Source organism: Otoolea muris, from assembly GCF_943193115.1.
GTDB classification, from domain to species: Bacteria; Bacillota; Clostridia; order Lachnospirales; family Lachnospiraceae; genus Otoolea; species Otoolea muris.
In genome coordinates, this window is the sequence record NZ_CALPCY010000028.1 from 1 (window position 1) to 26,898 (window position 26,898).

The window sequence follows — 26,898 nt, forward strand, 5'->3', positions numbered from 1 at the left end:
CTTCGGGCGAAGCTTTGAATTTAAGCCCCAGTAAACGGCGGCCGTAACTATAACGGTCCTAAGGTAGCGAAATTCCTTGTCGGGTAAGTTCCGACCCGCACGAAAGGCGTAATGATTTGAGCGCTGTCTCAACAATGCCCCCGGTGAAATTGAAATACCAGTGAAGATGCTGGTTACCTGCGCCAGGACGGAAAGACCCCATGGAGCTTTACTCCAGCTTGGTACTGGGATCCGGTGCTGCATGTACAGGATAGGTGGGAGACAGTGAAGGGAGAACGCCAGTTTTCCCGGAGTCAATGTTGGGATACCACCCTTGTGGCATTGGGTTTCTAACCATCCGCCGTAATCCGGCGGTGGGACAATGCCAGGCGGGGAGTTTGACTGGGGCGGTCGCCTCCGAAAGGGTATCGGAGGCGCTCAAAGGTTCCTTCAGGATGGTTGGAAACCATCCGAAGAGTGCAAAGGCAGAAGGGAGCCTGACTGCGAGAGCGACGGCTCGGGCAGGTACGAAAGTAGGACTTAGTGATCCGGTGGTATGAAAGTGGGATTGCCATCGCTCAACGGATAAAAGCTACCCTGGGGATAACAGGCTTATCACTCCCAAGAGTTCACATCGACGGAGTGGTTTGGCACCTCGATGTCGGCTCATCGCATCCTGGGGCTGTAGCAGGTCCCAAGGGTTGGGCTGTTCGCCCATTAAAGCGGTACGCGAGCTGGGTTCAGAACGTCGTGAGACAGTTCGGTCCCTATCCGGCGCGGGCGTAGGATATTTGAGAGGAGCTGTCCTTAGTACGAGAGGACCGGGATGGACCGGCCGCTGGTGGATCTGTTAGGCCGTCAGGCCTATGGCAGAGTAGCCAAGCCGGGACGGGATAAACGCTGAAGGCATCTAAGCGTGAAGCCCCCCTCAAGATGAGATATCCCATCGCAAGAGTAAGACCCCTTGAAGACGACGAGGTAGATAGGGCAGAGGTGGAAGTGCAGTAATGTATGGAGCTGACTGTCACTAATCGGTCGAGGGCTTAACCAGGAAGAGGGAAGGTTTGGATGGATTTCAATATGTGGTTTTGAGGGTATATGAAAACAAAGTACGATTAATTATTAACCGCAGAGAAGATTCTGCGGTTTTTTTATGCATAAGAGCCCGCATCAGAGAACGTTGCTGCCAAAGCAGCATGCGGGCCGCGCGGATTTAAAGAGCTCTGTGCTCCCCGCCTTTGAGAATATAGTCCATATATTCCCTTTTGACATCCGGATAGAGGCGGCTGACAGTGATTTCCATGTCATTTGTCATGTAGAATCCTTTTTTCGTTATTTTTTTAACATGCATAAAATTAACAATAAACGAGGAAGAAACCTTTGCGAATGAGCTGTTTTTTAAAATAGGGGCAGATATCCGGTCAAAGCTTTCGCGAAAGGTAATACTGAGGATATTGGTTCCATCATCCAGATGATACAGGAGGCGATGGGAATGGTATTCGATATATACGATCCGGCTGGTCTTAACGGAATAAAGGCCATCCCGCGTGCGTATCGAAAACGCGCTGTTCTGTGTTTTGTAAAGGCGTGTAAACACCTTATCCAGTACGGGAAACAGACTTTGGCGTCCGATTGGCTTTAGCAGATAATAAAAGGCTTCCACACTGTAAGATTGTACCGCATAATCGGGAGAGGATGTGATATATATGATAACAGCTTTCTCATCCTCCTGACGGATTGCGGCGCCGAGCTCAATGCCGTCTGTTTTTCCTAATATGATGTCAAGAAGATAGATGTCAAATGCATGCCTTTTAATATGCAAAGCCAGTTCTTCCGGGGAGCAGAATGGGGTAAAGGAAAGTTCCAGCTCGGAATGTTCCAGGGCATATTGGCTGATAAGCATTTTTAGCTGGCTAATGGCAACGCCATCGTCGTCACATGCAGCAATTCTGTACATAATTTTCCTCCGGCTTTATTTAGGAATTTGATTGTTGCTGTCGAATATTGTATATAGGACAAATTAAGTGAAATGGAATATAATATAGGTGAAAACCACCCCAAAGTGTTAAAAATAGTGTAAAATAGAGTCATGCTCACCATTGACTAATGTATATATTTTAATGTAAGACCCGTCAGTTGTCAAAAGTATTTTTATAAAAAATCGAAATAATAAAGTCGAAATTTACGGAACGGAGGCGGATAAGGTTTGAAGTGGGAGAAGGGATCGGAGGGTGGCAAAAGCGGAATAGAGAGGGTCAGAGCGGCAAAGAAAAGACGGCAGGACAGACATGGTTTGAGATCCGCTAAAACAGGAAGGATATTCCTGTATCTGCTTGCCGCTGCCGGATGCTGTGTGACTGCGGGACTGGCCTTTGGGAGAGGTACGGTTGAGGCCGCTTCGGAGGGAGCGTTGCTGCCACAGGCGCCTGGGACTGTAAGGGAGAGCGGGGAAGAGGATACTCCTAAAGGGCCCGGAAAAGAGGATGCGTCCACCGGGAGCCGTCTGGGCGGGGAATGGCTTTATATGGGAGATCTGGAGATTGCCGCGTATAGTATGACGGAGAAAAATCTGACATTTTCCGGGAAAAAACCGCGGGACGGAGTTACCCTGGCAGCCGATTTTTCGCAGTTTGAGCTGGGCGATCAGGTCAGGATCGGGGATTCGGTTTATGTGGTAGAGGACAAGGTCGGAGATAACGCGACGGAGGATATTTGCGTTTATTTTGAGAGCAGCCAGGACGCGCGGATGTTTGGCAGGCAGATTCAGCCTGTCTACCGGAAGAGAGCGAATGCGCCGGAGGATACGGAGTCTCTGATAGGGCGGTTCGAGGTGACAGGATATTGTAGCTGTGATATCTGCTGCGGGGAAAAAGAGGAGAAGCTGACAAAGAGCGGGACCGTCCCGCGCGCCGGATATACGGCTGCGGCGGATCCGGATGTTCTGCCCCTGGGAAGTTACATCCGGATCGAGGATACGATTTATCTCGTTGAGGACACAGGGCGCGAAGTGAAAGGCAACGTGATTGATATTTATTTTGATACACATGAGGAAGCTGTAAATTTTGGAAGGCAGAAGCATTATGTGTATGAAGAGAATAATTATGAAGAAAATCGAACCGCTTCGCAAAGCGATAAAAAGAGTGACAAAAAGAAAAAATAGGTGTTGACATTTTGGCCTATTCGAATTATAATATTATTGTTGTGTGAAACAGTATTCCTCGATAGCTCAGTCGGTAGAGCACGCGGCTGTTAACCGCGCTGTCGTAGGTTCGAGTCCTACTCGGGGAGTTTTTTCATTCTATGTTTTGAAAGGTTGCATAATATTGGACCTTTAGCTCAGTTGGTTAGAGCAACCGGCTCATAACCGGTCGGTCCTGGGTTCGAGTCCCCGAAGGTCCACTCTTTCTCAACCGGCAGTAATGAAAGCTTTACATCAGGCAACACAATTGTATATCTGGCCCGATGGCTCAGTTGGTTAGAGCGCCGCCCTGTCACGGCGGAGGTCGTGGGTTCGAGTCCCATTCGGGTCGCTGACATCGGTGCGTCGCAGGACGCGTGGATGAAACGGGGTCTTAGCTCAGCTGGGAGAGCATCTGCCTTACAAGCAGAGGGTCATAGGTTCGAGCCCTATAGGCCCCATTTTTAAAATTTCATACAGGCGGGTATGGTGGAATAGGCAGACACAAGAGACTTAAAATCTCTCGGAGGCAACTCCGTGCCGGTTCAAGTCCGGCTACCCGCATCATAAAAGGATCCATCAGAAGTGATGGATCTGTTTTTATGCGCAGGCCCGCATAAAGAAGTTTGCTGTCAAGAAAGCATGCGGGCCGCGCGGCGGGCAGTGGGGTGTTCTATGAAATCTTTAATACGGATTTTGTCACAATCACGTCGCTGTCATTTCCCAGTATGCCTTTCAGAATCACATCGCCTGCTTTCACCGGGGCAGTCAGCGAAAGCCCCCGGATTGTCTCCATAGCGGCAAAGATCTGATCCTTGGGGATCGGATTTGTCAGGCGCACGCTGGCCAGGGGAAGTTCTCCGTCCTTTACCAGAACGGATGTGGCAATATTTCTCCGGGGATCGGTCAGCTCCTGCCTTACATAAGCCTCGCCTTTGGGGCATGTATGCCCGCTCACAGAGGTCAGGACGCCGTCGTTTATCTCTGCCTGGATTTCGCATCCATTGGGGCAGATAATACAAGTAAATTCTCTTGTCATTCTACACTCACCTCCAGTTTGCTAAGGGAATGGATCCTGTCTGCTTTGACTATGAACTGTATCATCTCTGCAGGGATCGCTTTCTTCATTTTCTGAGAAGCAACCTCCTGCCCGTCCTGGCGGACTACGATGCGGCAGTCCTTTATCATCGTCCGGACACGCAGGGAAAGCTTGAAATCCTGTCTGCCGCTGACTTTCTGGGGGATGGTATGGCCGATGCGGGAATCTGCCGTCACCTCAATGGAGCAGGCGGAAAGCGTTCCGTCCGACACATAGAGGGCCGCGGAGTCTGCCAGCTTTTCCGCTTCCATGGAGACAAAATCAACCAGATCGTGTACATGAAGCACATTGCCGGCGGCAAAAATCCCTTCCGCGCTGGTCTGGAAATGCTCGTCTACCACCGCGCCTTTTGTCCGGGGATCCAGAGCCACGCCTGCGTCAATGGACAGCTCATTTTCCGGTATCAGGCCAACGGAAAGAATCAGGGTATCACAGGCATACTCCTTTTCCGTGCCGGGAATGGGCTTTAGATTTTCATCTACCTGGGACACCGTTACCCCGGTCAGCCGCGTATTCCCGTGTATTTGGGTCACGGTGTGGCTTAAATACAGCGGGATCTGATAATCATTTAAACACTGTTCAATATTCCTGGGAAGGCCGCTGGGAATGGGCTGTACTTCAAAGACTGCCTGTACATGGGCCCCCTCAAGAGTCAGACGCCTCGCCATAATCATACCGATATCGCCGGAGCCGAGAATCACGACCTCTCTGGCAGGCATCCGGTTATAGAGGTTCATGTACGCCTGGGCCACTCCGGCGGTAAACACGCCCGCGGGCCGCTCTCCCGGAAGGCAGAGAGCCCCTCTTGTCCGCTCTCTGCAGCCCATGGCGAGGATGACTGCTTTGGCTTGATATTGCGTCAGGCCGTCTCTGGACACGGCTGTGACGATTTTGTCCGGGGATATATCCAGTACAGTGGTCTCTGTCAGAAAGGGAATCTGACAGGCTTTGACTTCCTCGATAAAACGTGCGGCGTATTCCGGCCCGCTTAAGGTCGTATGAAAGCGGGAAAGGCCGAAGCCGTCATGGATGCACTGGCGGAGAATTCCCCCCAGATGGCGTTCCCGCTCCAGAATCAGGATATCTCGGATCCCCTTTTTATGTAATTCCACGGCTGCCGCGAGTCCGGCCGGTCCGCCGCCTATGATCACCACATCTTTCTTTTCCATGCTTAAGCCTCCTTTCTCACTTTTCCAAAGAGTACCTGGGAACCCTGACGGGCGTACACGATCTCTGTCTCTTTTTTCCCGAGCTCTTCCTCAATCATCTGCTCCAGCCGCATCTGGCAGTAGCCGCCCTGGCAGCGCCCCATCATGGAGCGGGTGCGGTATTTGATTCCCGCCATGGTGCTGACGCCGAGGCAATTGTGAATGGCCTGTAAAATCTCCGCTTTGGTTACCTTTTCACAGCGGCAGATAACCTCGCCGTAATCAGGGTTTTCCTCAATCAGCCTTGCCTTTTCTTCCAAGGACAGGCTCTCAAAGCGCACGATGCCTTTGCGGCAGGGATTAAAGTCCGGTTTTTCACGCAGCGTTTCCCGTTCCTTCATGAGGCTGACCGCATGGCGGGCAATGGGCACGGCTGCTGTCAGACCGGGTGATTCGATCCCCACCAGGTTGACGGCATGGGGGGCCAGATCATCGCGGATCTCAATCTTAAAATCCTGAATCACGCCGTTCTCATCCACCCATTTGGGCAGAATTCCCGAATAATTGCGGATATAATCCGCCTTATGAATGTGCGGCCAGAGCCGGGAAGCGCTGTCAGCCAGATAATCCATATTTTCCTGGGGAACCCCGTAATAGGTAAAATCGCTGACCATTTCGGCATTGGGGCCTACGATCACATTCCCGTCGATGGTATTCGTCACATGAATCCCCATATATGTGTTGCTGGGAACCGGATACACCGGCATGGGCAGGAGCGGGCCGGTGCGTTTGTCCAGAATAATGTAATCCCCCTTAGAACCGATGACATGATAGCCGGTGATCCCCAGCATATCCGAGATTTTCTTACAGCCAAGCCCGGCGGCATTTATGACCCAGCGGCAGGCAAACTCTCCTCCGGATGTGGAGATCAGGTAATGGCCATCCGGGTTTTGCCGGATATCTGTGACCTCGCTGTCAAAGAAATACTCCGCGCCGTTTTGGCACGCGTTCTCTGCCAGCGCGACCGTATACTGGAACGGATCGAGGATTCCGCTCTGCGGGGAGAACATGGCAAATTTTCCAACAACCGCGGGAACCAGCTCGTGAAGCCGCTCTTCATCAATAAGCTCCAGCCCGGACGCGCCGTTTTTCTCCCCCTGCGCCAGCGTGCGCTTTAAGGTTTCCATGTCCTCGTCGGTGTTGCCGACCAGCACCTTACCGCACCGCTGAAACGGAAAGTCCAGCTCCTTTGCCAGCTCGCCCATCATCCGGTTGCCCTCAACGCAAAACATTGCTTTAAGTGAACCGGTATCGTAGGCGAAACCGCCATGGACCACAGCGGAATTGCGGCCGCTGGTTTCGTAACACACGTCTAGATTTTTCTCCAGGACGCCAATCCGCAGATCATATCTGGACAGTTCTCTGGCGATAGCGCTGCCAATGACGCCGCCGCCAATTACTAATACATCATATAAAGGTTTCATCTGTATACACTCCTTTAAAATTCATCCTATGAATATATTCATATAGTAGCACTTATTACGGGATAAATCAATATACAAACGAAAAAATGTATAAGTTATAGGATGAATAAATGAAACTCCACAGAAACACCGCTTCCGCCCGGAGAAAAGCGCAGCGGACGCGGGTTTTCTGTTGAATAGAATCTGTTACGGGCTACGTTACCGGCGGCCTTTTTGTAATATTATTTTGGCCTTCAATATAACGGTTTTCATTATATAGGAGATGAAAATACATAGCCTGCTGCGCATCCACGCCACGTCCTTCCTTAACCGCTTTGAAAATGGCCCGGTGGGACAACAGAGTCTGTTCATATTCGGTGCTTTCCACTTCCCGGGCAAATACAGCGATCCCTTTTCCGATCACAGGCACCAGATTTGACATGACGCTGTTGTGGCTGCAATTGGCAATTTGTTCATGGAAGCGGATATCGGCTTTGGCATAGTCCGCGCGCCTGGCGATCAGCGTTTCTACTTCCAGAAGGAGATCTTCCAGCTTTTGTAGATCCTCCTTTGTGGCGTTTTGCGCGGCAAGGGCGGCGATAGGGGGTTCCAGCATGAGCCGGATCTGGATCAGATCCCTGGTCAGCTTTTCGTGGTTTCCTGCGAGGGAAAATCCAAAGGGGTCGTCGGCGACGCCCTGCTTTTCTGACAGAAAGATTCCGGAGCCCTGGCGGATGACTACGATATTTCTGGATACGAGGATACGGAGGGCCTCCCGCACGGTATTTCTGCCGGCCTGCAGGATTTCGGAAAGTTCTGTCTCGGTGGGAAGCTTGTCCCCTGGCGCGTAGTTTTTTTTACGGATCAGGCCGATCAGCTCCTCAGCCGCCTGTTCGCTTCGGGTGAGAGGGCGGCTGTCTGTGTATTTGTCCATGTTTTGTCCTCTTTCATTCATATTTAATATTATTATGTCATGATACCAGGGTCAAAAGGTCTGAAATCCGATGCAGGCTCGCTTGGAGGAGGATTTTTGAACCTGGGACCCGCCGAAAACATGAAAAAGGAGGCCGAGCGGGGCGGATTTTTCATGTTTTTGAGGATTGCGGGAGCACAAAGTGCGGAGCAATCCGGTATCAAAGGCGTAAAGAGACCTTTTGACCCCGACATCATGTCATATTATATCAAGGAGCTCGTTGCGGTTCACGGCGGCGCTCAACAAAAGCGTCTGTCCCGGAAAGGGACAGACGCTTTTGTTAAATGCGCAGGGCCCATGCGGAGAATATGCCGCCAAAGGGCCGTACGGGCCATGTGAGGCGCAGGGGAAGCTCTTCTCCTGCGGGAATGATTTAGTTAGCGTGCTGAACCAGAGAGCGGAAGAAATTAGCTGCAACGGCTGGATTGCATACAGCGCTGCTTCCGCCCAGAGCGTCGGCCTCGGGGTGGAACTGAACACCCAGGGCAAAGGTGTTGGCCTGATATTCCACGGCCTCGATCACATCGTTCGGCCCGTAGGAAACCACGGTCAGCCCCTGGCCTACGCGGCCGGGATTGGCAACCTGGTGATGCCAGGAGGCCACGTCCATTAAGTAAGAATCGCCTGCAATGTCCTTCATCCATTTGGCATTGTCGCCTATGATGATATCATGACGGGCCCAATTGGGGCGGTTGCGGTGAACTTTATACTCGTCGCCGGTGGTTCCCAGATAACTGGGCAGATCCTGAATCAGGCCCCCGCCGCATACAACGTTGAACATCTGCATACCGCGGCAAATGGCCAGCATAGGCTTGTTGGTGTTTACAGCGGCTTTGATCAGATTATAGTCAGAAGTATCGCGCCAATCGCGGTATTCTGTGTTGTCCTCCAGCAAAGCGCTGTGCTCTTCGCCGTAAAGGTCAGGGTTAATATCCTCTCCGCCGGTAACGACAATACCGTCCACACGCCTCAGAGCGTCCACTGCATTGTCATAGCCGGTAATCTGGGGAAGATGGGTTACAACGCCGCCTACATTGCGGATAATATCCTGGATATCTACATAGTCATCCGGATCGCCGCCCCATGAGATACCGATAACCGGCCTGTCCTGGGCATAGGCTACTAAATTTTCAAAGAAGGTCAGGCAAATATCCACATCGCACAGAGCGGCGGATGGATTGTTCTCATAGACAGCCAGAGCGCAGTCATTCTCCGGATGGAACTGAACGCCCATGCAGTAGGTCTGTCCCTGCTTTTCCACGCCCTCGACGATGTCCAGGCCGTCTACGGTGCTCTTAGCTACCAGGGTAAGGTCTGTTCCCGCCAGATCCTGGGGAGACAGGCCCTGATGGTGCCAGGAGGATACATTATCAAGGGTCGCGCCGCCTACAACATCATAGAGCCAGCGGGACTGGCCGGTCAGGATATCCACAGAGTGGCGGGCATATGTACGGTTGGGGGCCTCAGGAGGCATCCGGTGTACGTCCCCGACACTCCTGCCGTTTGCTGCATAGTAGTTGGGAATATCCTGTATGAAGCCGCTGCCGGAGACGATACTCATCATCTGCATTCCGCGGCATGCGGCAAAGGTCGGAACATCGTTGGCAAAACAGTAGGCCATCAGAGTGTAGTCGGAAATATCCCGCGTGGCATTGATATCCTCGCCGTTGTTGGCCTCAGTCTGGGGCACGGCGTAGAGAGAGGGGCTGATATCCTCGCCGCCGGTAAAGAAGATACCGTCAATCGCCTGCATTACGCTGGCTGCATTGCTCCTGGACAGATCCTTGGCTTTGATCTGGTCAGCATACTGCTGCTTGAGCATACCGGAAGCGTTGAGGAATTCTGCGCTTACTTTGCCTTCCGCATCGTAACCTACCACGTTGCTGACTACCTGATCAAGCTCCACAGGGATACCGCCGGCAGCCCGGATCACAGCCTTGAAGGATTCATAATTCTGAGTATTGCTCTTCCAGGTGATGCCGATATAGGGCTTGCCGATCAGGCCGGAGGCGCCGTTTACCATCTGCTGGAACTGGGAGGCGCTCACTGTGGCCGCTGCATTGTAATTGATGCCGGCCGTCATGCCGGAATCCACAGCCATGGCGGAGTAATCGTCGGCATTGTCAAGAAGTTCCCTGGGAACCTGTACAAGCCGCAGCAGCATAATAGCCGCGTCCAACTGGGTCGCCGGGGCATCCGGATTAAAACAGTTGTTATCCGTGTTATCGATTAGTCCGTTTGCATAAGCAAAATTGATGTATCCCTCATAGGCGCTGCCTTCGGCAACATCCTGGAATACACTGGCTCTTTGCGCTGCCGCTGCCGCCTGCTCCGTCTGTCCGGTAGTGTCAACCAGAAGCTTGACCAGTTCAGCACGGGTCAAGGCGTCGTCGGAAGCATAGGTAGTAATCCCCAGGCTAAATACCATACAGGTCGCGATAATCAGGGAGATTACCCGGCGGAATATGCCTTTTTTCATGTCAGTGCTCCTTTCTTTGTCCTTAAAGGTGTAAGTGTTAGCTGCACAGCCGGCCTGAATGCAGCTCAAGCCCGCGCTGGCGCATCCGTGTACCGCAGCGTCCGCTTCATCCAATGATGCCAGCGCCCGCATTGTCCAGCCGCCCTGCGGGGTGAAAATCCAATCTGCGTCATGTGGTAAAAATGAACGTGCAGTACATGTTAGATGTGCATAGTATATCATTTTTCGGGATTAAAAACAATCATATTAGTATATTTGGCAGATGGTTCATTATATTTCAATAACAGTTCAGAGCGTCTGTTCTGCGGCATAGTACGGCTTTTTGTCCCTACATTCATTATAGATGCTGCGCGTGTTTTCGGAGGCCGGCGAATTCTTGCGAAAAACCGGTTGAATGTTTTCCATGTTTTATGATAAACTTATATGGCATGTATTTTTTACCAATGCCCTGTGGGAGGAAAACATGAAGATAACAGAAAAAAGAGCAGGTGAAAACGCGCGGATCTATGCAAATCGTATGATATTGGATAATATCGTCAATCTGGAGCTTCCGCCGGGCGTCGGGCTCAGTGAGAATGAGCTGTCTGTTCAGTTGAAGCTGTCGCGGACGCCGGTGCGCGAGGCGCTGATCGAGATGGGGCGTATCGGCATGGTGGAGATTATTCCCAAGAAGGGGAGTTTTGTGACCAGGATCGACTATGATTTTATCGAAGAAGCGCGGTTTATGCGGATGTCCCTGGAAAATTCCGTGATGGATCTGGCGTGCAGGGAGGGGATTTCGGCCGGGGCTTTGAGTAAGCTGGAAGAAAATCTGGAACGGCAGAAAAAGGTCGCCCAGCCTCTGGAGGATGTCGCTTTAATGGATTTGGATAACGCATTTCACAGGCTGCTTTTTGATTCGGTCAACAAGGGCCGGGTGTACGCGGTTCTTCAGAGCCAGATGGTGCATTTTGACCGGCTTCGCAATTTGTCGTTAAGGACATTAAAGGTAAAGGCCGGCATTACGGTCAATGACCATGAGAATATTTTATATGCGCTGAAAAAAAGAGATTGTGAGCTGGCGGAGATGGTGATGACCCGCCATCTGACAAGGCATCAGGTGGAAAAGAAGGATTTATGCGCGCTTTATCCGGATTATTTTTTATAGCGGGCTGATCAGGGAACATGTTCCTGATATTTATAGAGGATATTTGAAAATGACAGTGAAACTTTTAAAGGCGGCGTCTTCGCAAAAAGACGCCGCCTTTTCGCCCCGTCCGGCGCGGGCGCGCCTTGCGGGGGCAGATAAAGGATGGTTTTATGAACGGTTACATGGTTACGACAACCTTCATATAGAGGCTGGGATTTTTCTCGATATCGCGGATGGTTTCAGGCGCTTCGCCGATGGTGATGGTTTTGGTGAGGATCTTGGCCATGTCCACTTTCTTTGAGCAGATCATGTCGATCGCTTCCTCAAACTCATTTGCGCTCGTGCGGGCTCCGCGGATATCGATTTCCTTGCGGGTGATGATGTCCGTGGGAAGGGAGGTTTCGGTCTTGGGCCATCCGGTCAGGGTGATGCGCCCGGCGTGGCTGACATAATCCAGGGTGGAGCGGACCGCCGCGTTGGCGCCGCTGCATTCCATTACCTGCTGGGCCATGACGCCGCCGGTGATTTCCCGGATGCGCTCTTCGGGATTTTCCTCTTTGGAGTTGATCACATATTCAATCCCCAGCTTTTTGGCAAAGTCAAGCCGCTCCTGCACCAGGTCAAGAAGGATGGCGTGGGCGCCATAGGCTTCCGCTACCATGCCTGCAACCAGGCCGATGGGGCCGGCGCCGATAATGGCGCAGTATTCGCCGGCTTTCAAGCCGCCGCGGTGAATGCCGTGCAGGGAGATCGTGAGGGGCTCTGCCATAGCGGCGTCCGTCCAGCTCATGTCATCCGGCATTTTGATCAGCATGTCCGCGGGATGACAGAAGTATTCCGCCATACCGCCCTCGCGGTGTACGCCCAGTACCTGCAGGCTGGTGCAGCAGTTGGTGCGGCCGATGCTGCAGGGGTAACAGTCTCCGCAGTAAATATAGGGATCCAGGATAACCTTGTCTCCAACCTTTAACCCTTTCTTGTTGTCTGCCGGGATTTCCTCGATAATTCCGGCCAGCTCGTGGCCGATGGTACGGGGGTAGGTCACCAGGCCGTTGGTTCCGCGGAATGCGCCGATGTCGCTGCCGCAGATACCGGCGCTCATGATGCGGATCAGCGCTTCGCCGGGCTGCGGAACCGGTTTTTCACGCTCCATGATGGAAATTTCCCAGGGTTTTGATAAATATACGGCTTTCATTTTCATTCCTCCTGTGTACTTTCTATTTGAACATTATGCCGTCTGAGTTCTCAAAGGTTCTCAAAGGTCAGGACGATCTTGCGGATGGACGGATCGCGGCTGTCAACGAAGTCAAATGCCTCCTGCGCTTTGGTGAGCGGGAATGTGTGGGACACGGAACCGCTCAGATCAAGTTTTCCGGCCTCAATCAGCTCAATAGCTCTGCCGAACATCTTATTCTGGAGCCTGGAGCCGCGGACATCCAGCTCTTTGGAGGTGATCAGGAACTGGTTGATCTCAATGGGGTCAGTGGAGAAACCCATGACCATCACTCTGCCGGCATTTCCTGTTGCTTTTAATAATGAGAGAAGGGAATCTTTGGCCCCGGAGGCGTCGATGGATACGGTAGAGCCGTGGCCGCCGGTGTATTCCTTCACTTTTTGTTCCAGATCTTCTTTGAGGACATTGATTGTGTAGGCGGCGCCGTTTGCCTTTGCCGCTTCCAGCTTGTTGTCTGCAATGTCCGCAACGATAATGTGGCTGCAGATTTGCCTTGCGATCTTTAAGACCGTGCTTCCCAGTGCGCCGGCTCCCAGAATGAGCAGCATGTCGTCCTCTGCAAGCTGCGCGCGGGAGCACGCCTGAATGGAGATGGTGGTCGGCTCGATCATCACCGCATCCTCATCGCTCAGCGAGTCCGGAAGCAGGTAGCAGTCATTCTCAGGAACGGCGATATATTCGCGGTATCCTCCGTCAATGTGTACGCCGCGTACTTTCAGATTATCACATACATTGCCCCTTCCGATCCGGCAGGGATAGCAGTCGCCGCAGCTTGTTACCTGGTTGATGATCACACGGTCGCCAACCTTTAAATGAGTCACGTTCGTTCCGGTTTCTTCTACCCTGCCTACCATTTCATGGCCGATAATCCGGGGATAGGTGGCGGCGGCGTTGGTACCATGGTAGATACCCACATCGGAACCACAGATGCCGGCGGCGGTCATCCGGACCAGCACATTGTTTACATCATCAATAGCCGGTTTGTCCACATCAATGATTTTTAATTGGTTGGGTTCTGCAATTTGTACAGCTTTCATAGCAAATAACACTCCTTTTCTATATAGAATTAGCAAAACGGAAAACATCTTCCATACAAGACAATCTTGCATTTTTTTTTATAAATGTCAATAATCTGAGGTTAAAAAAAATAAAACTGTGAAAGTGCACAAAAACAATTTTGAATATTTGTGAATTATTCAGTATTTATAAATCTCTGCCTGTATGGTACCATACAAGTATCGTACTAAGCAGCGTCAAAAAAATAATCTAAGGAGGATTACAAGATGAGAAAACTGAAAAGGCTTGCAGCAATTGGTGCGGCGACCGTTCTGGCGGCAGGGCTGCTGGCGGGCTGTGGCGGCGGCGGTTCTTCTGCCCCGGAGACACAGGCGGCAGATAATGGGGACAGCGCGCAGGGCGGCGGAAGCGGAGACGGCGCAGGCGTTGAAAAGATTGACCTGGTATTCAGCCACATCAATGCGGAGACCCACACCTGGCACAAGATGGCAGTAAAGTTTAAAGAGCTGATCGAGGAGAAATCCGGCGGCAATATCACCGTTACGATTTATCCGAACAATCAGCTTGGTTCTGAGATTGAGACGGTACAGTCCGCTATTGCCGGAATGGGCGACTGCGATATTGTACTTACCGGCGAGTCCATGCAGACCTATGTGGAGGAGCTTGGCATCATCGGCATGCCGTATGCGATTACCAGCGACGAGCACATGGAGGCTGTTTTAAACGGCGATGTCGGCAAGGAGCTGGATGAGCTTATGCTTGGCGCGGGGCTCAGGAACTTAGGCGCAATTCGCCGCGGCCCGCGTAACGTAACCGCTAATAAAGAGATTCACACGCCGGATGACCTGCAGGGCTTTATCATCCGTACGCCGGAATCCAGTATGACCATGGCTGCGTTTGAGGCAATGGGCGCAAAGCCGACTCCCATGGCTTTCTCTGAGATCTTTACTTCCTTACAGCAGGGCGTTATCCACGGCCAGGAGAACCCGCTGGCGAACATATATGACGCTTCTCTGTTTGAGGTGCAGGATTACGTGATTGAGACAGAGCATCTGCGCGCATGGGTGTACATGGCTATTTCTGAGGGAAGATTCAGCTCCTTCTCACCGGAGGCGCAGGCTATGATTCAGGAATGTGCAACGGAAGCCATCAACTACGAGCACGAGCTGTTCCTCGAGGAGGAGGCTACTTTGAAATCCACTCTGCAGGAGAAGGGCATGACCTTTATCGAAGTGGATCAGGCTCCCTTCAAAGAGAAAGCGGTTGCAGGGGTTCTGAATGTGCTGACAGATAAGCAGAAAGCGATCTACGAGAAGATCGTGGCTGCAGATCCGCAGGCATAAGATACGTTGTATCCGTATATACAGGTTCTGTGAACTGATGTCGATGCCGGTTTCCTGAGTTTTGGGAGCCGGCATGGATTTTATCAAAACCTGTAAAACCCGTTAGGAGGACGGCACATCGGGGCGTCCTCAGAGATTTAGGAGGAAATATGGACAAGATCATCAAAATATATAAAGAGATCATGACCGGCATAGGTATCGTTGGCCTGGTTGGCTTCATTGCCAGCGTTCTGATCCAGGTTGTATCCAGGACCTTTCTTCCCACGGCCCCCAACTGGACAGAGGAAGCGGCCCGTTTTCTCTTCATCTACATGGTTTCATTTGCCGGGAATGCGGCGGTGCTGAATAACGAATATGTAAATGTGGAGATGCTGGTGGAAAAGCTGCCAAAGTCGCTGCAGAAGATGCTGAATCTGGCGATTGCGGCTGTGCTGTGCGTATTTGCCGGTTTTATATTCATCAAATGCGTGATGGGTCCCAAGGGGCTCCTGGCAGTGACGCCTCCCGCCATGGTTTCCACGGCTCTGACCATTCCCATGCGATATATCTATGCTGCTGAGGTTGTCTTGTTTGGCTGTTATGTGATCAGCTTTATCATGAGAATCTACATGATGTTGACAGAGAAAAAAGAGGGGTAGGATATGGTAGCATTATTATTTATTAGTTTCATCGTATGTCTGGCCTTGGGCGTTCCGGTTGCCTTTAGCCTGGGTATTTCTTCTCTGCTCTATTTTATCGGAAACAATATGTCCCTGTACATGTTCGCACAGCGTTTTTTTGCAGGACTGAATTCATTTACCCTGCTGTGTATCCCGGGCTTCGTGTTTGCCGGCGCGCTGATGAACCAGGGCGGTATTACAGAGCGTCTGATCGGTTTTTGTAATAAGATTGTGGGCCACATCACAGGCGGCCTTTCGATTGCCAATGTAGCTGCATCGATGCTGTTTGCCGGTATTTCCGGAACGGCCCTTGCCGATACGGTAAGCGTGGGAGGAGTGCTTATCCCGGCTATGAAGAAGGAAGGCTATGACGCAGATTTCTCCTGCGCCGTGACGGCTGCCTCATCGTGTATCGGCCCCATCATCCCGCCGTCGGTTCCCATGATCATGGCAGCCACCATGACAGGGCTTTCGGTGTCAAAGATGTTCGTGGCCGGTATGATTCCCGGTATCCTGATGGGCGGCGGCATGATCTTTGTTTCCTGGTACATATCCAAGAAGCGCCATTATCCAAAGGCAGAGAGGCGCGCCACATTGAGGGAAATCCTTTCCTCTGCAAAGGAATCTTTTTTTGCCATCCTGATGACGCTGATCATCCTTTCGAGTATCATCGGCGGTATCGTGACTCCGACGGAGGCGTCTATCCTGGCTGTGGTTTATGGTATTTTGGTAGGATTCTTTATCTACAAGGAGCTGACATTTAAGCGCCTGCTTGACTGCATGAAGTCCACGGTTACCTCCAGCGCGGCTATTATGGTTCTGGTAGGTATGGCGAACGTATTTGCGTATATCCTGACCAAGGAGCAGATCCCGCAGATGGTGGCGGACGGTATGCTCGCCCTGACCCAGAACAAGTACATCATCCTGATTCTGATCAATCTCCTGCTGATCTTTGTGGGGATGTTTATGGAGACTATCGCGGCTATCCTGATCCTGTTCCCGGTTCTTCTGGGACTGGTTACACAGGTGGGCGTACATCCTATCCAGTTCGGCGTTATGTGCGTGCTGAATCTGGTGCTTGGCCTTTGTACTCCTCCGGTAGGCGTGTGCCTGTTTGCCGCTACCAATATCGGGGAGACGAAGCTGACCGGCGTTATCAAGGAGCTGGTTCCGTACCTGATTTCCAATTTTGCCGTGCTGATTCTGGTAACGTTTGTTCCGTTCCTGACAGCCGGAATCGCCGAGATGATTCTGGGCGCGGGCTGATGAGACGGATATTGATGAATGAAATCGCCTTTGGCGGTAAAGACTGATTATAAAGAATAAGGAGGAAGACGCAATGAAAATGACATTCCGCTGGTTTGGGGAGAACAGTGATTCCGTAAAGCTGAGCCAGATCAGGCAGATTCCGGGCATGACCGGCCTGATGGGGTTCCTGGATTACAAGGCGGCAGGCGAAGTGTGGACAGAAGAGGAGATCAAAGCTTACATTGACAAAGTGCATGAAGCGGGCCTGGAGTGCGAGGTGATCGAGAGCGTAAATGTCCATGAGGATATTAAGATGGGCCTGCCCAGCCGCGACAAGTACATCGAGAATTATAATATCACCATCCGCAATCTTGCAAAATACGGGGTAAAGGTTATCGTGTACAATTTCATGCCTGTCTTTGACTGGCTGCGCACAGATCTGGCCCATCCGATTCCGGAGGACGGCTCCAACAGCCTCTATTTTGATGAGAAGGATTTAGGAACCATGGGCCCGGTAGAGATTGTAAGGAAAACCGCGGCGGACAGCAATGGCTTCACCCTTCCGGGCTGGGAGCCGGAGAGACTGGCGGAGCTTGAGAACACCCTGAAGCAGTATGAGGGCATGACGCCGGACAAGCTGCGCGAGAATTATAAATATTTCCTGGACGCCGTGATCCCGGTATGTGAGGAAGTGGGTATCCGCATGGCATGTCACCCGGATGATCCGGCATGGCCGATCTTTGGTCTTCCCCGTATCGCTCACAGCAAGGAGCAGTTTGACTTAATCTGCGGGCTTCACGATTCGCCTGCAAACGCGCTTTGCCTGTGCACGGGTTCTCTTGGATCGAATGAGAACAACAATGTTCCGGAGATTATCCGCCACTTTGGCGAAAAGAACCGTATTGCCGCCCTGCATGTGCGCAACGTGAAGTTCCTTGACGGATATCACCACTTCCGCGAGGCCAGCCACCTGTCCAAGGACGGGGATCTGGATATGTTCGCTATCATGAAGGCGATCTACGATACGTGTCCGGATGCATATGTCCGCCCGGATCACGGAAGAATGATCTGGGATGAGGTGGGCCGTCCGGGATATGGCCTTTACGACCGCGCTCTGGGCGCAACGTACTTAAACGGCCTTTGGGAAGCGATTGACCGGCTGTCCAGATAAACCGTAATGATATGTAAAAATGGAGGCAGACATGAAACTCAGCTTAAATGGAATAAAAGACGCCGCCGCGTGGAAGGCGGCCGGCATATCCCTTCCGTCCTATGACGTGGAGAAGATCGCTGCCGACACCAGAAAAGCGCCCGTGTGGGTACACTTTGGGGCCGGAAATATTTTCCGTATCTTTATCGGCGGCCTGGCAGATAAGCTGCTCGGCCAGGGAGATATGGATAAGGGCATCACCTGTGCGGAAACCTTTGACTTTGACGTGATTGATAAAATATATGATCCGTATGACAACCTGGTTCTCGCGGTTACGCTGAAGGCTGACGCGTCTACGGAAAAGCAGGTGATCGGTTCTCTTACGGAGGCGATCAGGGCGGTTTCCGGGGATCCGGCTCAGTGGAACCGCTTGAAAGAGATTTTTGTAAATCCCGGGCTTCAGATGATTTCCTTTACCATTACGGAAAAGGGATATGCCCTGACAGGGCCTGACGGCAGCTTCTTCCCCTTTATCCAGGCTGATATCGAAAATGGCCCGGAAAAGGCCGGATCAGCTATGGCCGTGGTCTGCGCCCTTCTTCTGGAACGCTATAAGGCCGGAAAGCTGCCTCTGGCAGTCGTGTCCATGGACAACTGCTCCCACAACGGGGAAAAGCTTCAGAGCTCCATTATTGCCATGGCTAAGGAGTGGGAGAAAAAAGGATACGTGGACGCGGGATTTGTGGAGTACCTGTCAGACGAGAGCATTGTGTCCTTCCCCTGGTCCATGATCGACAAGATCACCCCGCGGCCGGCGGATTCCGTGTGTGCGGAGTTAAAGAATCTGGGCATAGAGGATATGGATCCGGTGATCACCTCCAAAAAGACGTATATCGCCCCCTTTGTCAATGCCGAGGGACCGCAGTATCTGGTAATTGAGGATAAGTTCCCCAACGGGCGTCCGCCCCTGGAAAAAGCGGGCGTCTATATGACAGACCGCGATACGGTTAATAAAGTGGAGAGAATGAAGGTTACAACCTGCCTGAATCCGCTCCATACAGCTCTGGCCGTATATGGCTGTGTGCTGGGCTACACGCTGATTGCAGATGAGATGAAGGATCCGGAGCTGAGCCGGCTGGTGCATGAGATCGGCCCGGTGGAAGGCATGCCGGTGGTGACGGATCCGGGTATCCTCTCCCCGCAGGATTTCGTAGATGAGGTTATTAAGGTAAGGATCCCCAATCCCTTTATGCCTGATGCGCCCCAGCGTATCGCCACAGACACCTCCCAGAAGGTGGGCATCCGTTACGGCGAGACGATCAAGGCGTATATGGAGAAATACGGCGACGCCAAAAAGCTGAAAGCCATTCCGCTGGCTATCGCGGGCTGGTGCCGGTATCTTTTGGGCGTGGATGACGAGGGAAAGAAGTTTGAGCTCTCCCCGGATCCCATGGCTCCGGAGCTGGTAAAGAAGCTGGAAGGCGTTGTGGTTGGAAAACCGGAGACGTATCAGGGGCAGTTAAAGGAGATCCTTTCCAATGCCAATATCTTTGGCGTTGACCTGTACGAGGCAGGTATCGGCAGCCTGGTTGAAGACATGTTTGTGGAAGAAATCGCAGGGCCTGGCGCGGTGCGGGCTGTTTTGAAGAAGTATATAACTGCATAAATTGAAAGATACCCCCGTTTCCCCTTGCAGAGAAACGGGGGTTGTTCGATCCGATCATAAATCATCTGCTCACTCTTTTTTATCCGAATTCTTCTGTTCCCGGTTCAATACCTTTGAAAATTTGTTTTCCTTCCTCCAACTGCTCGGCGAGATACCAAATACGTTCCGAAAGGCCCTGGAGAAGTGAAGCTGGTTCGGGTAGCCGACCATTCGGGAAATCTCGTTGATGGGCATTTCGGAAAACTTTAACAGCTCGGCGGCGCGGTTCATGCGGTAGTAGATCAGAAACTGCTGCGGCGTCTGGTTTAAGGAATCCCGGAAAATCTTTCCCAGATAGCTGCGGTTGAGATTGCAGAAAGCGGCAATGTCTTCCACCGTGATGGTATGGCTGTAATTCTGCTCTATGAAGCTGACGGCCTCGCGGATGTAGAAATCCTTGAGCTTTCCCACGGTGATTTCTTTGTGGTTGGCCGAGGACTGGATCAGCAGATCCACAAACAGGTAGAGATGGCCGATTTGGTAGAGAGAGGTGTTTTTCTGGTTCTGTACAAGGGACATGATCTCATCTCTTAAGCGGGCGGCCAGTTCCTTGCGGTTGTAGCGGTAAATGGGTTCGTCAAAGCCTAAGCCTGCTGTCTCAATGAATTCTTTGGCGCGGATTCCGTCAAATTCAATCCATGCATACTCCCAGGGGTCCGTCTCGTCGGCATGATAGGTGTTGATCTGGCCGGGACAGATTAAAAAGCCCTGGTTCCGCCTGAGCTGGTAGGCGTGGGTCACGCCCTGGCTGTCAGTGGAAAGAAGCGTGCCCTTTCCGGAAAGGATAAAGTGGAAGAGATAGTGGTTGCGGGCTGCGGGGCCATAGGAGTGAAGGGGCGCGCAGCGTTCCCATCCGTATTGGTAGAGGGTCATATCAATGTAACGTTCATTTGGAAAGATATTAAAAATCAGATCTGACATGGGAAAGCTCCTTTCTCTGTCAGGGCAGCGGGGGATACCGCCTGTTATGAGGTTTGTGGAACATATCAGGAAAGCGTATGAGCCGCTTATGAAACGTTAAGGAACGGCGCATATACCATTATTGTACCACACCTTACGTTTTTTGTACATATGAGGCATTTTGATATATGGAGGCACATTAGATATATATACCTGATTCGTCAATATTGATATAATCCTAAATAAATCAAGGGGTATTACATAAAATATCCCTAAATTTAACCACAATTGGCCAATGTGGAACAGCTTTTTACCACCTTTTTTGTGATATTTGATGTTTTGTACCTTAAGACATTGATAAAAATGTCACATAGAAAAAATCCATAAAATTAAGGAGGGCGTTTTGTGAAAGCTTTAAAAAAAGCAGCTGTAATTTCGCTGTCAGCAGGCATGGCGCTTGGTTTGACAGCGTGCAGCAGCGGGACATCGATGGATGGGAAAACCCACCTGACATTCCAGATTTGGGATGTGGCTCAGCGCGACGGAATGCAGCAGGTATGCGACGCGTATACAGCGAAAAATCCGGATGTTGTGATTGAAGTGCAGGTTACAAGCTGGAGCGAGTATTGGACGAAGCTTGAGGCTTCGGCTATCAGCAATCAGATGCCGGATATTTTCTGGATGCATACGAATGAGATTTTAAAGTATGCGGACTATGGAAAACTGGCGGATTTGACGGATCTGTATGATGATGAGAGCAAGACGTATTATACGGATCATTTTTCCGAGACTTCGCTGGGCAATATTCAGGGAAGCGACGGCAGATATTACGGCGTTCCCAAGGATAAGGATACAGTCGGGCTGGTTTATAATAAAGAGATGTTTGACGCTGCGGGTGTTGATTATCCCAACGAGGAGTGGACGTGGGATGACTTGACAGAGGCCTCTCAGAAGATTTATGACGCCACCGGAAAGTACGGATATATGGCTTACGGCGACGATCAGCTCGGCTACTGGAACTTTGTGTACCAGAAGGGGGGGTGCATTCTGACAGAGGATAAGGAACGGGGCGGTTTTGACCAGCAGCCGACCATTGATGCAATGAAGTTTTACATAGGGCTTCAGAGCTATGACTGGTGCCCGGATCAGAATTACTTTGCGGAGACGTCTCCCGGAACCGCGTTTTTCTCAGAGCAGGGCGCAATGTTTTTCGAGGGTAACTGGAATGTGCTCAATGAGATGAAGAACTATCCGGAGATGGCCGGAAAGTGGGATGTCGCGGTTCTCCCGAAATGCCCGGATCCGGCAAGCGGAGACGGCCGGGCCACGATTTCCAACGGCCTGTGCTATGCCACAAGCGCTGCGGGCAAGAATCTGGAGATTGTTAAGGATGTCCTCAAATTCATGGGTTCTGAAGAGGGACAGAGGATTCAGGGCGAATCCGGCGCAGCGATCCCGGCGTATGAAGGGCTTGAGGAGACCTGGGTAAAGGTATTTGATCAGTTTGACTATGTGCTGGATGTCGGAAAGTTTGTCGATATGTTCGACTATGCGGTGCAGAGCGTCAACAATGCGCACCGCCCTGTATGGAAGACGCAGGTTACGGACGCGCTGCTTAAGATTTATGCCGGCACGTACACCGTTGACGAGGGCCTTTCCGTGATACAGGAGGCTATCAACACGGCTGGCGACGATGATTAGAAAGGAAGGTATGCGGTATGGCAAATACAGGCACAAGTATGGCAAGTAAGCATGCCCGCGACGAGAGCATGTGGGGATACATTATGGTTGCGCCGACCATCATTGGTCTGATCGTGTTAAACCTGTATCCGTTTTTAAATACACTGATTCTGAGCTTTTCAAAGACAAAACCCTTTGGGCTTTACGAGCTGCGGGGCGTTCAGAACTATATCAAGATGTTCCAGAGCCCGGAGTTCTGGAGGGCGAACTGGAATACGATTTATTTCTGTATTCTGACCGTGCCGGTGGGAATTTTCCTGGCGCTGGCCGTGGCGGTTATGCTGAACGCCAAGATTAAGGGAAGAACCGCGTTCCGCGCGATATTCTTCCTGCCCATGGTTGTGGCCCCGGCGGCGGTGGCCATGGTTTGGAAGTGGATGTTTAACACAGAATATGGTATCATTAATACGCTGCTGGCGCACAAGATTAACTGGGTAACGGATCCGAATGTAATTATGATTACATGTGCAATCATCGCTATCTGGAGCGCGATTGGTTACGACGCGGTTCTTCTTCTGGCAGGGCTTCAGAATATCTCCAAGTCCTACTACGAGGCGGCCAGCTTAGACGGCGCGACGAAGTGGCAGCAGTTCCGCATGATTACCCTGCCCATGGTTTCCCCGACGCTGTTCGTGGTATTAATCATGCGCCTGATGTCTTCCATAAAGGTATACGACCTGATTTACATGATGGTTGAGGAATCGAACCCGGCCTTAACAAGCGCCCAGTCGCTGATGTACTTATTCTACCGTGAATCGTTTGTAACCGGCAACCGCGGTTTTGGATCCGCTGTCGTTATCTGGACCGTAGCCCTGATCGGACTTGTGACGGTGATTCAGTTCTGGGGCCAGAAGAAATGGGTCAATTACGAGGTATAAAAGAAAGGAGGAAAACCATGAAATCATTAGAACAGGCAAGACGGACCAGGACAATCGGGACATATGCATTTTTTATCATCGGTTCCATCATTATGATTTTCCCCTTTGTCTGGATGTTTTTGACAAGCTTTAAGACCGTTTCCGAGAGTATGCAGATTCCTCCGGATATTCTGCCGCATCAGTGGAACGTAAGCAACTTTAAAGAAGCGATGGCCAGCCTTCCCTTTGGCGCGCTTTATAAAAATACCATCCTTCTGATATTCTGGCGCGTGGTGTGTGCGGTTGGTTTCAGCTCCATGGCGGGCTATGCGTTTGCCAAGCTGAATTTTAAGGGCAAAAACGTATTGTTCAGCATTGTGCTGATTCAGATGATGCTGCCGTCCCAGATTTTTATCACGCCGCAGTATCAGATGCTTGCCAAGCTGGGACTTACGAATACGGTGTTTGCCCTGGTCTTCCCCGGTATTGTCAGTGCGTTCGGAACGTTTTTCCTGCGCCAGGCTTATCTGGGAATCCCGGATGAGATATCTGAGGCGGCGCATCTGGACGGATGTAACCAGTGGCAGACCTTTACAAAGGTTATGGTGCCCTTAACCACGTCCTCTATGGCGGCCCTGGCGATTTTTACGGCGGTATTCGCTTACGGCGATTTGATGTGGCCGCTGATTGTCAATACAGATTTAAAGATGATGACCCTGTCCTCCGGACTTGCGACCCTGCGCGGACAGTTCAGCACCAACTTCCCGGTAATGATGGCCGGTTCCCTGATGGCCATGATTCCCATGGTTGTGCTGTACATGATCTTCCAGAGACAGTTTATTGAAGGCGTTGCAACGACGGGAGGCAAATAAACCTTAACAAAAGACAGAGAACTGCGGAGGAATTTGAGAGATGTCGATCAGATATGATGAGAGCAAAAAAACCTTTACCTTACAGACAAAGAACAGCACATATCAGATGAAGGTGAGCGAATACGGCTATTTGCTGCACTTATATTACGGTGACAGGATTGAGGATGAGGATCTGAGCTATCTGCTGAAGCTCCAGGACAGGGGATTTTCTCCCTGTCCGAATGAAGCGGGAAATGACAGAACCTTTTCTCTTGACTTCCTTCCGCAGGAATTTTCCACAGACGGAAACTGCGACTATCGCTCCGGGAGCATTGAGGTTAAAAATGCGGACGGCAGCTATGGCTTTGTTGGTAAGGTTAAGGGACACCGGATTTATTCCGGCAAATATAAACTGGAGGGGATGCCGTCTCTGTTTGGGACAGAGGGGGATACAGTGGATTCGCTGGAGATCCGCCTTCAGGACGAAGCGACTCTGCTCACAGTGATTCTCAGGTACAGTGTGTTTGAGGAAAAGGATATTATCACGAGAAGCACCAGAGTTGTCAATGAAAATCCGGAAACGGTGTACTTAAACCGCGTGATGTCCATGACCATGGATTTTATGGATTCGGATTACGATTTCATCCATCTGGACGGGCGCCACACCATGGAACGCGAAGTGACAAGAATCCCCATCTCCTATGGGATGCAGACCATAGGAAGCTTTCGCGGCGCGTCCAGCCATCAGCATAATCCGTTCGCGATCCTGTGCGACCACGGTGCGAATGAGGATTTCGGAAGGTGCTATGGTTTTTCGTTTATTTACAGCGGCAATTTTGTCTGCAAGGTGGAAAAGGATCAGTATGATCAGACCCGGATCAATATGGGTATTCATTCCAAGCATTTTTCGTATCAATTGAAGTCAGGCGAGTATTTTGAGGCGCCGGAGGCAGCGCTTGCCTATTCCGGCCAGGGCCTTACAAAGCTCTCTCAGCTTTACCACAACGCATACCGGGAAAATCTCTGCCGAAGCTCCTTTGCGGATGCGGTCCGGCCGATTGTGATAAACAGTTGGGAAGCGGCGTACTTTGATTTTGACGACGATAAGCTTCTCCATATCGCCAGGGAGGCTGTGGATATGGGCGTGGAGCTCTTTGTCCTGGACGACGGCTGGTTTGGCAAGCGCGACGACGACTGCTCCAGCCTGGGCGACTGGACCGTGAACCGGGCAAAGTTAAAGAGAGGGCTTAAGGGCCTTTCGGAGGAGATCCACAGGATGGGCCTTCAGTTCGGCCTGTGGATAGAACCGGAGATGGTGTCTGAGGACAGCGATTTGTACAGGCAGCACCCGGACTGGTGCCTGCAGACGCCGAAGCGTCCGCTCGCCAGGGGACGTTATCAGCTCGTCCTGGATTTATCAAGAAAAGACGTATGTGATTATATTATTTCTTCCATTAATACGATTCTGGATGAAACGAAGATTGAGTATGTGAAATGGGATATGAACCGTTTCATCACGGAATCCTGGTCCTCGATTGAGGAGAAGGAAAAGCAGGGGGAGATTTACCACCGCTATATTCTGGGGCTGTATTACCTGATGGATCGGATTATCCTGACGCATCCGGACATCCTGTTCTGCGGCTGCAGCGGCGGCGGCGGGCGGTTTGACCCGGGAATGCTTTACTATCAGCCGCAGATCTGGTGCAGCGATAATACGGACGCCATCTGCAGGCTGAAGATTCAGTACGGAACATCCTTTGCCTACCCGATTTCGTCCATGGAATCGCATGTTTCCGTGTGCCCGAACCATCAGACGGGCCGGACGGTTCCCATCACGACAAGGGGCGTCACGGCAATGGACGGTATCCTGGGCTATGAGCTTGATTCCACAAAACTGACGACGGAGGAGAAGGAAATCTGCAGGAAGCAGATTGAGGATTATAAGAACTTTTATCCTTTGATAGCAAAAGGCGATTATTACAGACTGACCAACCCGTTTGCGTTCCATGAATATACGGCGTGGCAGCATGTGTCAAAGGATCGCAGCCGGTCCCTGGTAAGCCTGGTGCTGACGGATAAGGAAGCGAATGACGCGCAGCGCTATCTGAAGCTTAAAGGGCTTAAGCCAGAGGCGCGCTATACGGTGAGCGGCATGCCGGGCCTCTTTTCCGGGCGGCTTTTGATGAGCGCCGGGATTCCGGTTCCGGGAAGCCTGCTTGAGTATGAGGCGGTTCAGTTTTATGTAGGGGAGACGGGAGGTCAATCATGAATGATGTCGTACTGGAATGGATTATCCCCTATGTGATGCCCGCAAAAAAACGGCTTTTAAAGGCCGTGCTGGTTTCACTGCTGATCGTGCTTCTGGCTGACGCCGTGCTGTTTTACGCATTCCTGCTGCTGCCGGCAATCGTGCTGGGGATTGTGGAGTTTTTCCTGTTCCGGAGCTGGAAGCTGGAATATGAATATGTGTATGTAAACGGTGATTTTACGATTTCCAAAATCATCCGCAAGGAGAAGAGAAAGGACGTCTTCCACTGTGACCGCAAGGACATCCAGTATGTCCGGGAGGGAAAGCTTACGGAGGACGGATGCCGGGTATCGGATTTTTCTTCCGGCTGGGAAAAGGCGGATGTTTACACGCTCCGGACCGGAAACCGCCTGGTATATATTGAACCAAACGAGGAATTTCTGCAGGATCTTCGTCTGTACAGGAAGGCGTAGAATAATAAATTAAAAACAGGAGGAT

Annotated in this window: 21 protein-coding genes, 5 tRNA genes and 1 rRNA gene; 18 read left to right on the forward strand and 9 right to left on the reverse strand. The window is 51.4% G+C overall.

Going from position 1 to position 26,898, the window contains the following annotated elements:
* A 23S ribosomal RNA gene (locus NFS31_RS16090) occupies positions 1–1,030 on the forward strand; the annotation flags it as partial.
* Positions 1,031–1,192: 162 nt separating this feature from the next.
* Here NFS31_RS16090 and NFS31_RS16095 read toward each other — a convergent pair.
* Positions 1,193–1,936, reverse strand: coding sequence for a LytR/AlgR family response regulator transcription factor (locus NFS31_RS16095; RefSeq protein ID WP_251497158.1), 744 nt, complete (start codon positions 1,934–1,936; stop codon positions 1,193–1,195).
* Between the two features lie 249 nt (positions 1,937–2,185).
* Between NFS31_RS16095 and NFS31_RS16100 the strand changes: the two genes are divergently transcribed.
* From NFS31_RS16100 to NFS31_RS16125, 6 genes are all read left to right on the forward strand, one after another.
* The gene (locus tag NFS31_RS16100) at positions 2,186–3,139 is read left to right on the forward strand and encodes a 3D domain-containing protein (RefSeq protein WP_251497160.1); all 954 of its coding nucleotides are present in this window, start codon (positions 2,186–2,188) and stop codon (positions 3,137–3,139) included.
* A 55-nt stretch (positions 3,140–3,194) separates the two neighbouring features.
* Positions 3,195–3,267: transfer RNA gene (locus NFS31_RS16105), tRNA-Asn, on the forward strand.
* Positions 3,268–3,304: 37 nt separating this feature from the next.
* A tRNA-Ile gene (locus NFS31_RS16110) sits at positions 3,305–3,378 on the forward strand.
* A gap of 57 nt (positions 3,379–3,435) precedes the next feature.
* Positions 3,436–3,509, forward strand: a tRNA-Asp gene (locus tag NFS31_RS16115).
* 36 nt (positions 3,510–3,545) lie between these two features.
* Positions 3,546–3,618: transfer RNA gene (locus tag NFS31_RS16120), tRNA-Val, on the forward strand.
* Positions 3,619–3,637: 19 nt separating this feature from the next.
* Positions 3,638–3,721: transfer RNA gene (locus NFS31_RS16125), tRNA-Leu, on the forward strand.
* A 109-nt stretch (positions 3,722–3,830) separates the two neighbouring features.
* Here NFS31_RS16125 and NFS31_RS16130 read toward each other — a convergent pair.
* From NFS31_RS16130 to NFS31_RS16150, 5 genes are all read right to left on the reverse strand, one after another.
* Positions 3,831–4,196: a DUF1667 domain-containing protein gene (locus NFS31_RS16130; RefSeq protein ID WP_251497163.1), complete on the reverse strand. Its 366-nt coding sequence runs from the start codon at positions 4,194–4,196 to the stop codon at positions 3,831–3,833.
* Positions 4,193–5,425, reverse strand: a complete 1,233-nt coding sequence (locus tag NFS31_RS16135) for an NAD(P)/FAD-dependent oxidoreductase (RefSeq protein WP_251497166.1) — start codon at positions 5,423–5,425, stop codon at positions 4,193–4,195. The genes NFS31_RS16130 and NFS31_RS16135 overlap by 4 nt, the downstream gene beginning before the upstream one ends.
* 2 nt (positions 5,426–5,427) lie before the next feature.
* Entirely contained in the window at positions 5,428–6,888 is a 1,461-nt protein-coding gene (locus tag NFS31_RS16140; RefSeq protein WP_251497170.1) for an NAD(P)/FAD-dependent oxidoreductase, read from the reverse strand.
* Between the two features lie 193 nt (positions 6,889–7,081).
* Positions 7,082–7,801 carry a FadR/GntR family transcriptional regulator gene (locus tag NFS31_RS16145; RefSeq protein ID WP_251497173.1) on the reverse strand — a complete coding sequence of 240 codons (720 nt, stop codon included), beginning with the start codon at positions 7,799–7,801 and terminating at the stop codon, positions 7,082–7,084.
* Positions 7,802–8,213: 412 nt separating this feature from the next.
* A complete protein-coding gene (locus NFS31_RS16150; RefSeq protein WP_251497176.1) occupies positions 8,214–10,319 on the reverse strand; it encodes a gamma-glutamyl-gamma-aminobutyrate hydrolase family protein in 2,106 nt (701 codons plus the stop codon).
* Between the two features lie 463 nt (positions 10,320–10,782).
* Here NFS31_RS16150 and NFS31_RS16155 point away from each other — a divergent pair, with 463 nt between their 5' ends.
* Positions 10,783–11,466: a GntR family transcriptional regulator gene (locus NFS31_RS16155; protein WP_251497179.1), complete on the forward strand. Its 684-nt coding sequence runs from the start codon at positions 10,783–10,785 to the stop codon at positions 11,464–11,466.
* 160 nt (positions 11,467–11,626) lie between these two features.
* Here NFS31_RS16155 and NFS31_RS16160 read toward each other — a convergent pair whose 3' ends face one another.
* Positions 11,627–12,643 carry a zinc-binding alcohol dehydrogenase family protein gene (locus NFS31_RS16160; RefSeq protein ID WP_251497182.1) on the reverse strand — a complete coding sequence of 339 codons (1,017 nt, stop codon included), beginning with the start codon at positions 12,641–12,643 and terminating at the stop codon, positions 11,627–11,629.
* A 50-nt stretch (positions 12,644–12,693) separates the two neighbouring features.
* Positions 12,694–13,719, reverse strand: a complete 1,026-nt coding sequence (locus NFS31_RS16165) for a zinc-binding alcohol dehydrogenase family protein (protein ID WP_251497185.1) — start codon at positions 13,717–13,719, stop codon at positions 12,694–12,696.
* Positions 13,720–13,965: 246 nt separating this feature from the next.
* Between NFS31_RS16165 and NFS31_RS16170 the strand changes: the two genes are divergently transcribed.
* The 5 genes from NFS31_RS16170 (at position 13,966) to NFS31_RS16190 (ending at position 19,765) form a co-directional block, all read left to right on the forward strand.
* On the forward strand, positions 13,966–15,042 hold the full coding sequence (locus NFS31_RS16170; protein ID WP_251497189.1) for a TRAP transporter substrate-binding protein: 1,077 nt from the start codon (positions 13,966–13,968) through the stop codon (positions 15,040–15,042).
* 149 nt (positions 15,043–15,191) lie between these two features.
* Positions 15,192–15,680, forward strand: a complete 489-nt coding sequence (locus NFS31_RS16175) for a TRAP transporter small permease (protein ID WP_251497192.1) — start codon at positions 15,192–15,194, stop codon at positions 15,678–15,680.
* Between the two features lie 3 nt (positions 15,681–15,683).
* The gene (locus NFS31_RS16180; protein ID WP_251497195.1) at positions 15,684–16,967 is read left to right on the forward strand and encodes a TRAP transporter large permease; all 1,284 of its coding nucleotides are present in this window, start codon (positions 15,684–15,686) and stop codon (positions 16,965–16,967) included.
* A gap of 73 nt (positions 16,968–17,040) precedes the next feature.
* On the forward strand, positions 17,041–18,120 hold the full coding sequence (uxuA, locus tag NFS31_RS16185; RefSeq protein ID WP_251497198.1) for a mannonate dehydratase: 1,080 nt from the start codon (positions 17,041–17,043) through the stop codon (positions 18,118–18,120).
* A gap of 31 nt (positions 18,121–18,151) precedes the next feature.
* Positions 18,152–19,765 carry a mannitol dehydrogenase family protein gene (locus tag NFS31_RS16190; RefSeq protein WP_251497201.1) on the forward strand — a complete coding sequence of 538 codons (1,614 nt, stop codon included), beginning with the start codon at positions 18,152–18,154 and terminating at the stop codon, positions 19,763–19,765.
* 69 nt (positions 19,766–19,834) lie between these two features.
* Here the strand turns inward: NFS31_RS16190 and NFS31_RS16195 are convergent, their stop codons facing one another.
* Positions 19,835–20,725, reverse strand: a complete 891-nt coding sequence (locus tag NFS31_RS16195) for an AraC family transcriptional regulator (RefSeq protein ID WP_251497204.1) — start codon at positions 20,723–20,725, stop codon at positions 19,835–19,837.
* A gap of 429 nt (positions 20,726–21,154) precedes the next feature.
* Between NFS31_RS16195 and NFS31_RS16200 the strand changes: the two genes are divergently transcribed.
* Genes NFS31_RS16200 through NFS31_RS16220 form a run of 5 tightly spaced genes read left to right on the forward strand, consistent with a single transcriptional unit; the run spans position 21,155 to position 26,873 of the window.
* Entirely contained in the window at positions 21,155–22,405 is a 1,251-nt protein-coding gene (locus tag NFS31_RS16200) for an ABC transporter substrate-binding protein (protein WP_251497303.1), read from the forward strand.
* Positions 22,406–22,422: 17 nt separating this feature from the next.
* Positions 22,423–23,322, forward strand: coding sequence for a carbohydrate ABC transporter permease (locus NFS31_RS16205; RefSeq protein WP_251497207.1), 900 nt, complete (start codon positions 22,423–22,425; stop codon positions 23,320–23,322).
* A 17-nt stretch (positions 23,323–23,339) separates the two neighbouring features.
* Positions 23,340–24,173 carry a carbohydrate ABC transporter permease gene (locus NFS31_RS16210; RefSeq protein WP_251497210.1) on the forward strand — a complete coding sequence of 278 codons (834 nt, stop codon included), beginning with the start codon at positions 23,340–23,342 and terminating at the stop codon, positions 24,171–24,173.
* 40 nt (positions 24,174–24,213) lie between these two features.
* A complete protein-coding gene (locus tag NFS31_RS16215) occupies positions 24,214–26,421 on the forward strand; it encodes an alpha-galactosidase (RefSeq protein ID WP_251497213.1) in 2,208 nt (735 codons plus the stop codon).
* On the forward strand, positions 26,418–26,873 hold the full coding sequence (locus tag NFS31_RS16220; protein ID WP_251497216.1) for a DUF6106 family protein: 456 nt from the start codon (positions 26,418–26,420) through the stop codon (positions 26,871–26,873). Before NFS31_RS16215 ends, NFS31_RS16220 begins: the two co-directional genes overlap by 4 nt.
* Positions 26,874–26,898: the final 25 nt, after the last annotated feature.

Excerpts from the sequence above, each read along its gene's own strand:
- NFS31_RS16095 (WP_251497158.1), bottom strand. The coding sequence starts at position 1,936 with ATGTACAGAATTGCTGCATGTGACGACGATGGCGTTGCCATTAGCCAG.
- NFS31_RS16190 (WP_251497201.1), top strand. The coding sequence starts at position 18,152 with ATGAAACTCAGCTTAAATGGAATAAAAGACGCCGCCGCGTGGAAGGCG.
- NFS31_RS16155 (WP_251497179.1), top strand. The coding sequence starts at position 10,783 with ATGAAGATAACAGAAAAAAGAGCAGGTGAAAACGCGCGGATCTATGCA.
- NFS31_RS16195 (WP_251497204.1), bottom strand. The coding sequence starts at position 20,725 with ATGTCAGATCTGATTTTTAATATCTTTCCAAATGAACGTTACATTGAT.
- NFS31_RS16160 (WP_251497182.1), bottom strand. The coding sequence starts at position 12,643 with ATGAAAGCCGTATATTTATCAAAACCCTGGGAAATTTCCATCATGGAG.
- NFS31_RS16140 (WP_251497170.1), bottom strand. The coding sequence starts at position 6,888 with ATGAAACCTTTATATGATGTATTAGTAATTGGCGGCGGCGTCATTGGC.
- NFS31_RS16175 (WP_251497192.1), top strand. The coding sequence starts at position 15,192 with ATGGACAAGATCATCAAAATATATAAAGAGATCATGACCGGCATAGGT.
- NFS31_RS16135 (WP_251497166.1), bottom strand. The coding sequence starts at position 5,425 with ATGGAAAAGAAAGATGTGGTGATCATAGGCGGCGGACCGGCCGGACTC.
- NFS31_RS16220 (WP_251497216.1), top strand. The coding sequence starts at position 26,418 with ATGAATGATGTCGTACTGGAATGGATTATCCCCTATGTGATGCCCGCA.
- NFS31_RS16170 (WP_251497189.1), top strand. The coding sequence starts at position 13,966 with ATGAGAAAACTGAAAAGGCTTGCAGCAATTGGTGCGGCGACCGTTCTG.
- NFS31_RS16130 (WP_251497163.1), bottom strand. The coding sequence starts at position 4,196 with ATGACAAGAGAATTTACTTGTATTATCTGCCCCAATGGATGCGAAATC.
- NFS31_RS16215 (WP_251497213.1), top strand. The coding sequence starts at position 24,214 with ATGTCGATCAGATATGATGAGAGCAAAAAAACCTTTACCTTACAGACA.
- uxuA (WP_251497198.1), top strand. The coding sequence starts at position 17,041 with ATGAAAATGACATTCCGCTGGTTTGGGGAGAACAGTGATTCCGTAAAG.
- NFS31_RS16210 (WP_251497210.1), top strand. The coding sequence starts at position 23,340 with ATGAAATCATTAGAACAGGCAAGACGGACCAGGACAATCGGGACATAT.
- NFS31_RS16150 (WP_251497176.1), bottom strand. The coding sequence starts at position 10,319 with ATGAAAAAAGGCATATTCCGCCGGGTAATCTCCCTGATTATCGCGACC.
- NFS31_RS16180 (WP_251497195.1), top strand. The coding sequence starts at position 15,684 with ATGGTAGCATTATTATTTATTAGTTTCATCGTATGTCTGGCCTTGGGC.
- NFS31_RS16200 (WP_251497303.1), top strand. The coding sequence starts at position 21,155 with ATGGCGCTTGGTTTGACAGCGTGCAGCAGCGGGACATCGATGGATGGG.
- NFS31_RS16165 (WP_251497185.1), bottom strand. The coding sequence starts at position 13,719 with ATGAAAGCTGTACAAATTGCAGAACCCAACCAATTAAAAATCATTGAT.
- NFS31_RS16145 (WP_251497173.1), bottom strand. The coding sequence starts at position 7,801 with ATGGACAAATACACAGACAGCCGCCCTCTCACCCGAAGCGAACAGGCG.
- NFS31_RS16205 (WP_251497207.1), top strand. The coding sequence starts at position 22,423 with ATGGCAAATACAGGCACAAGTATGGCAAGTAAGCATGCCCGCGACGAG.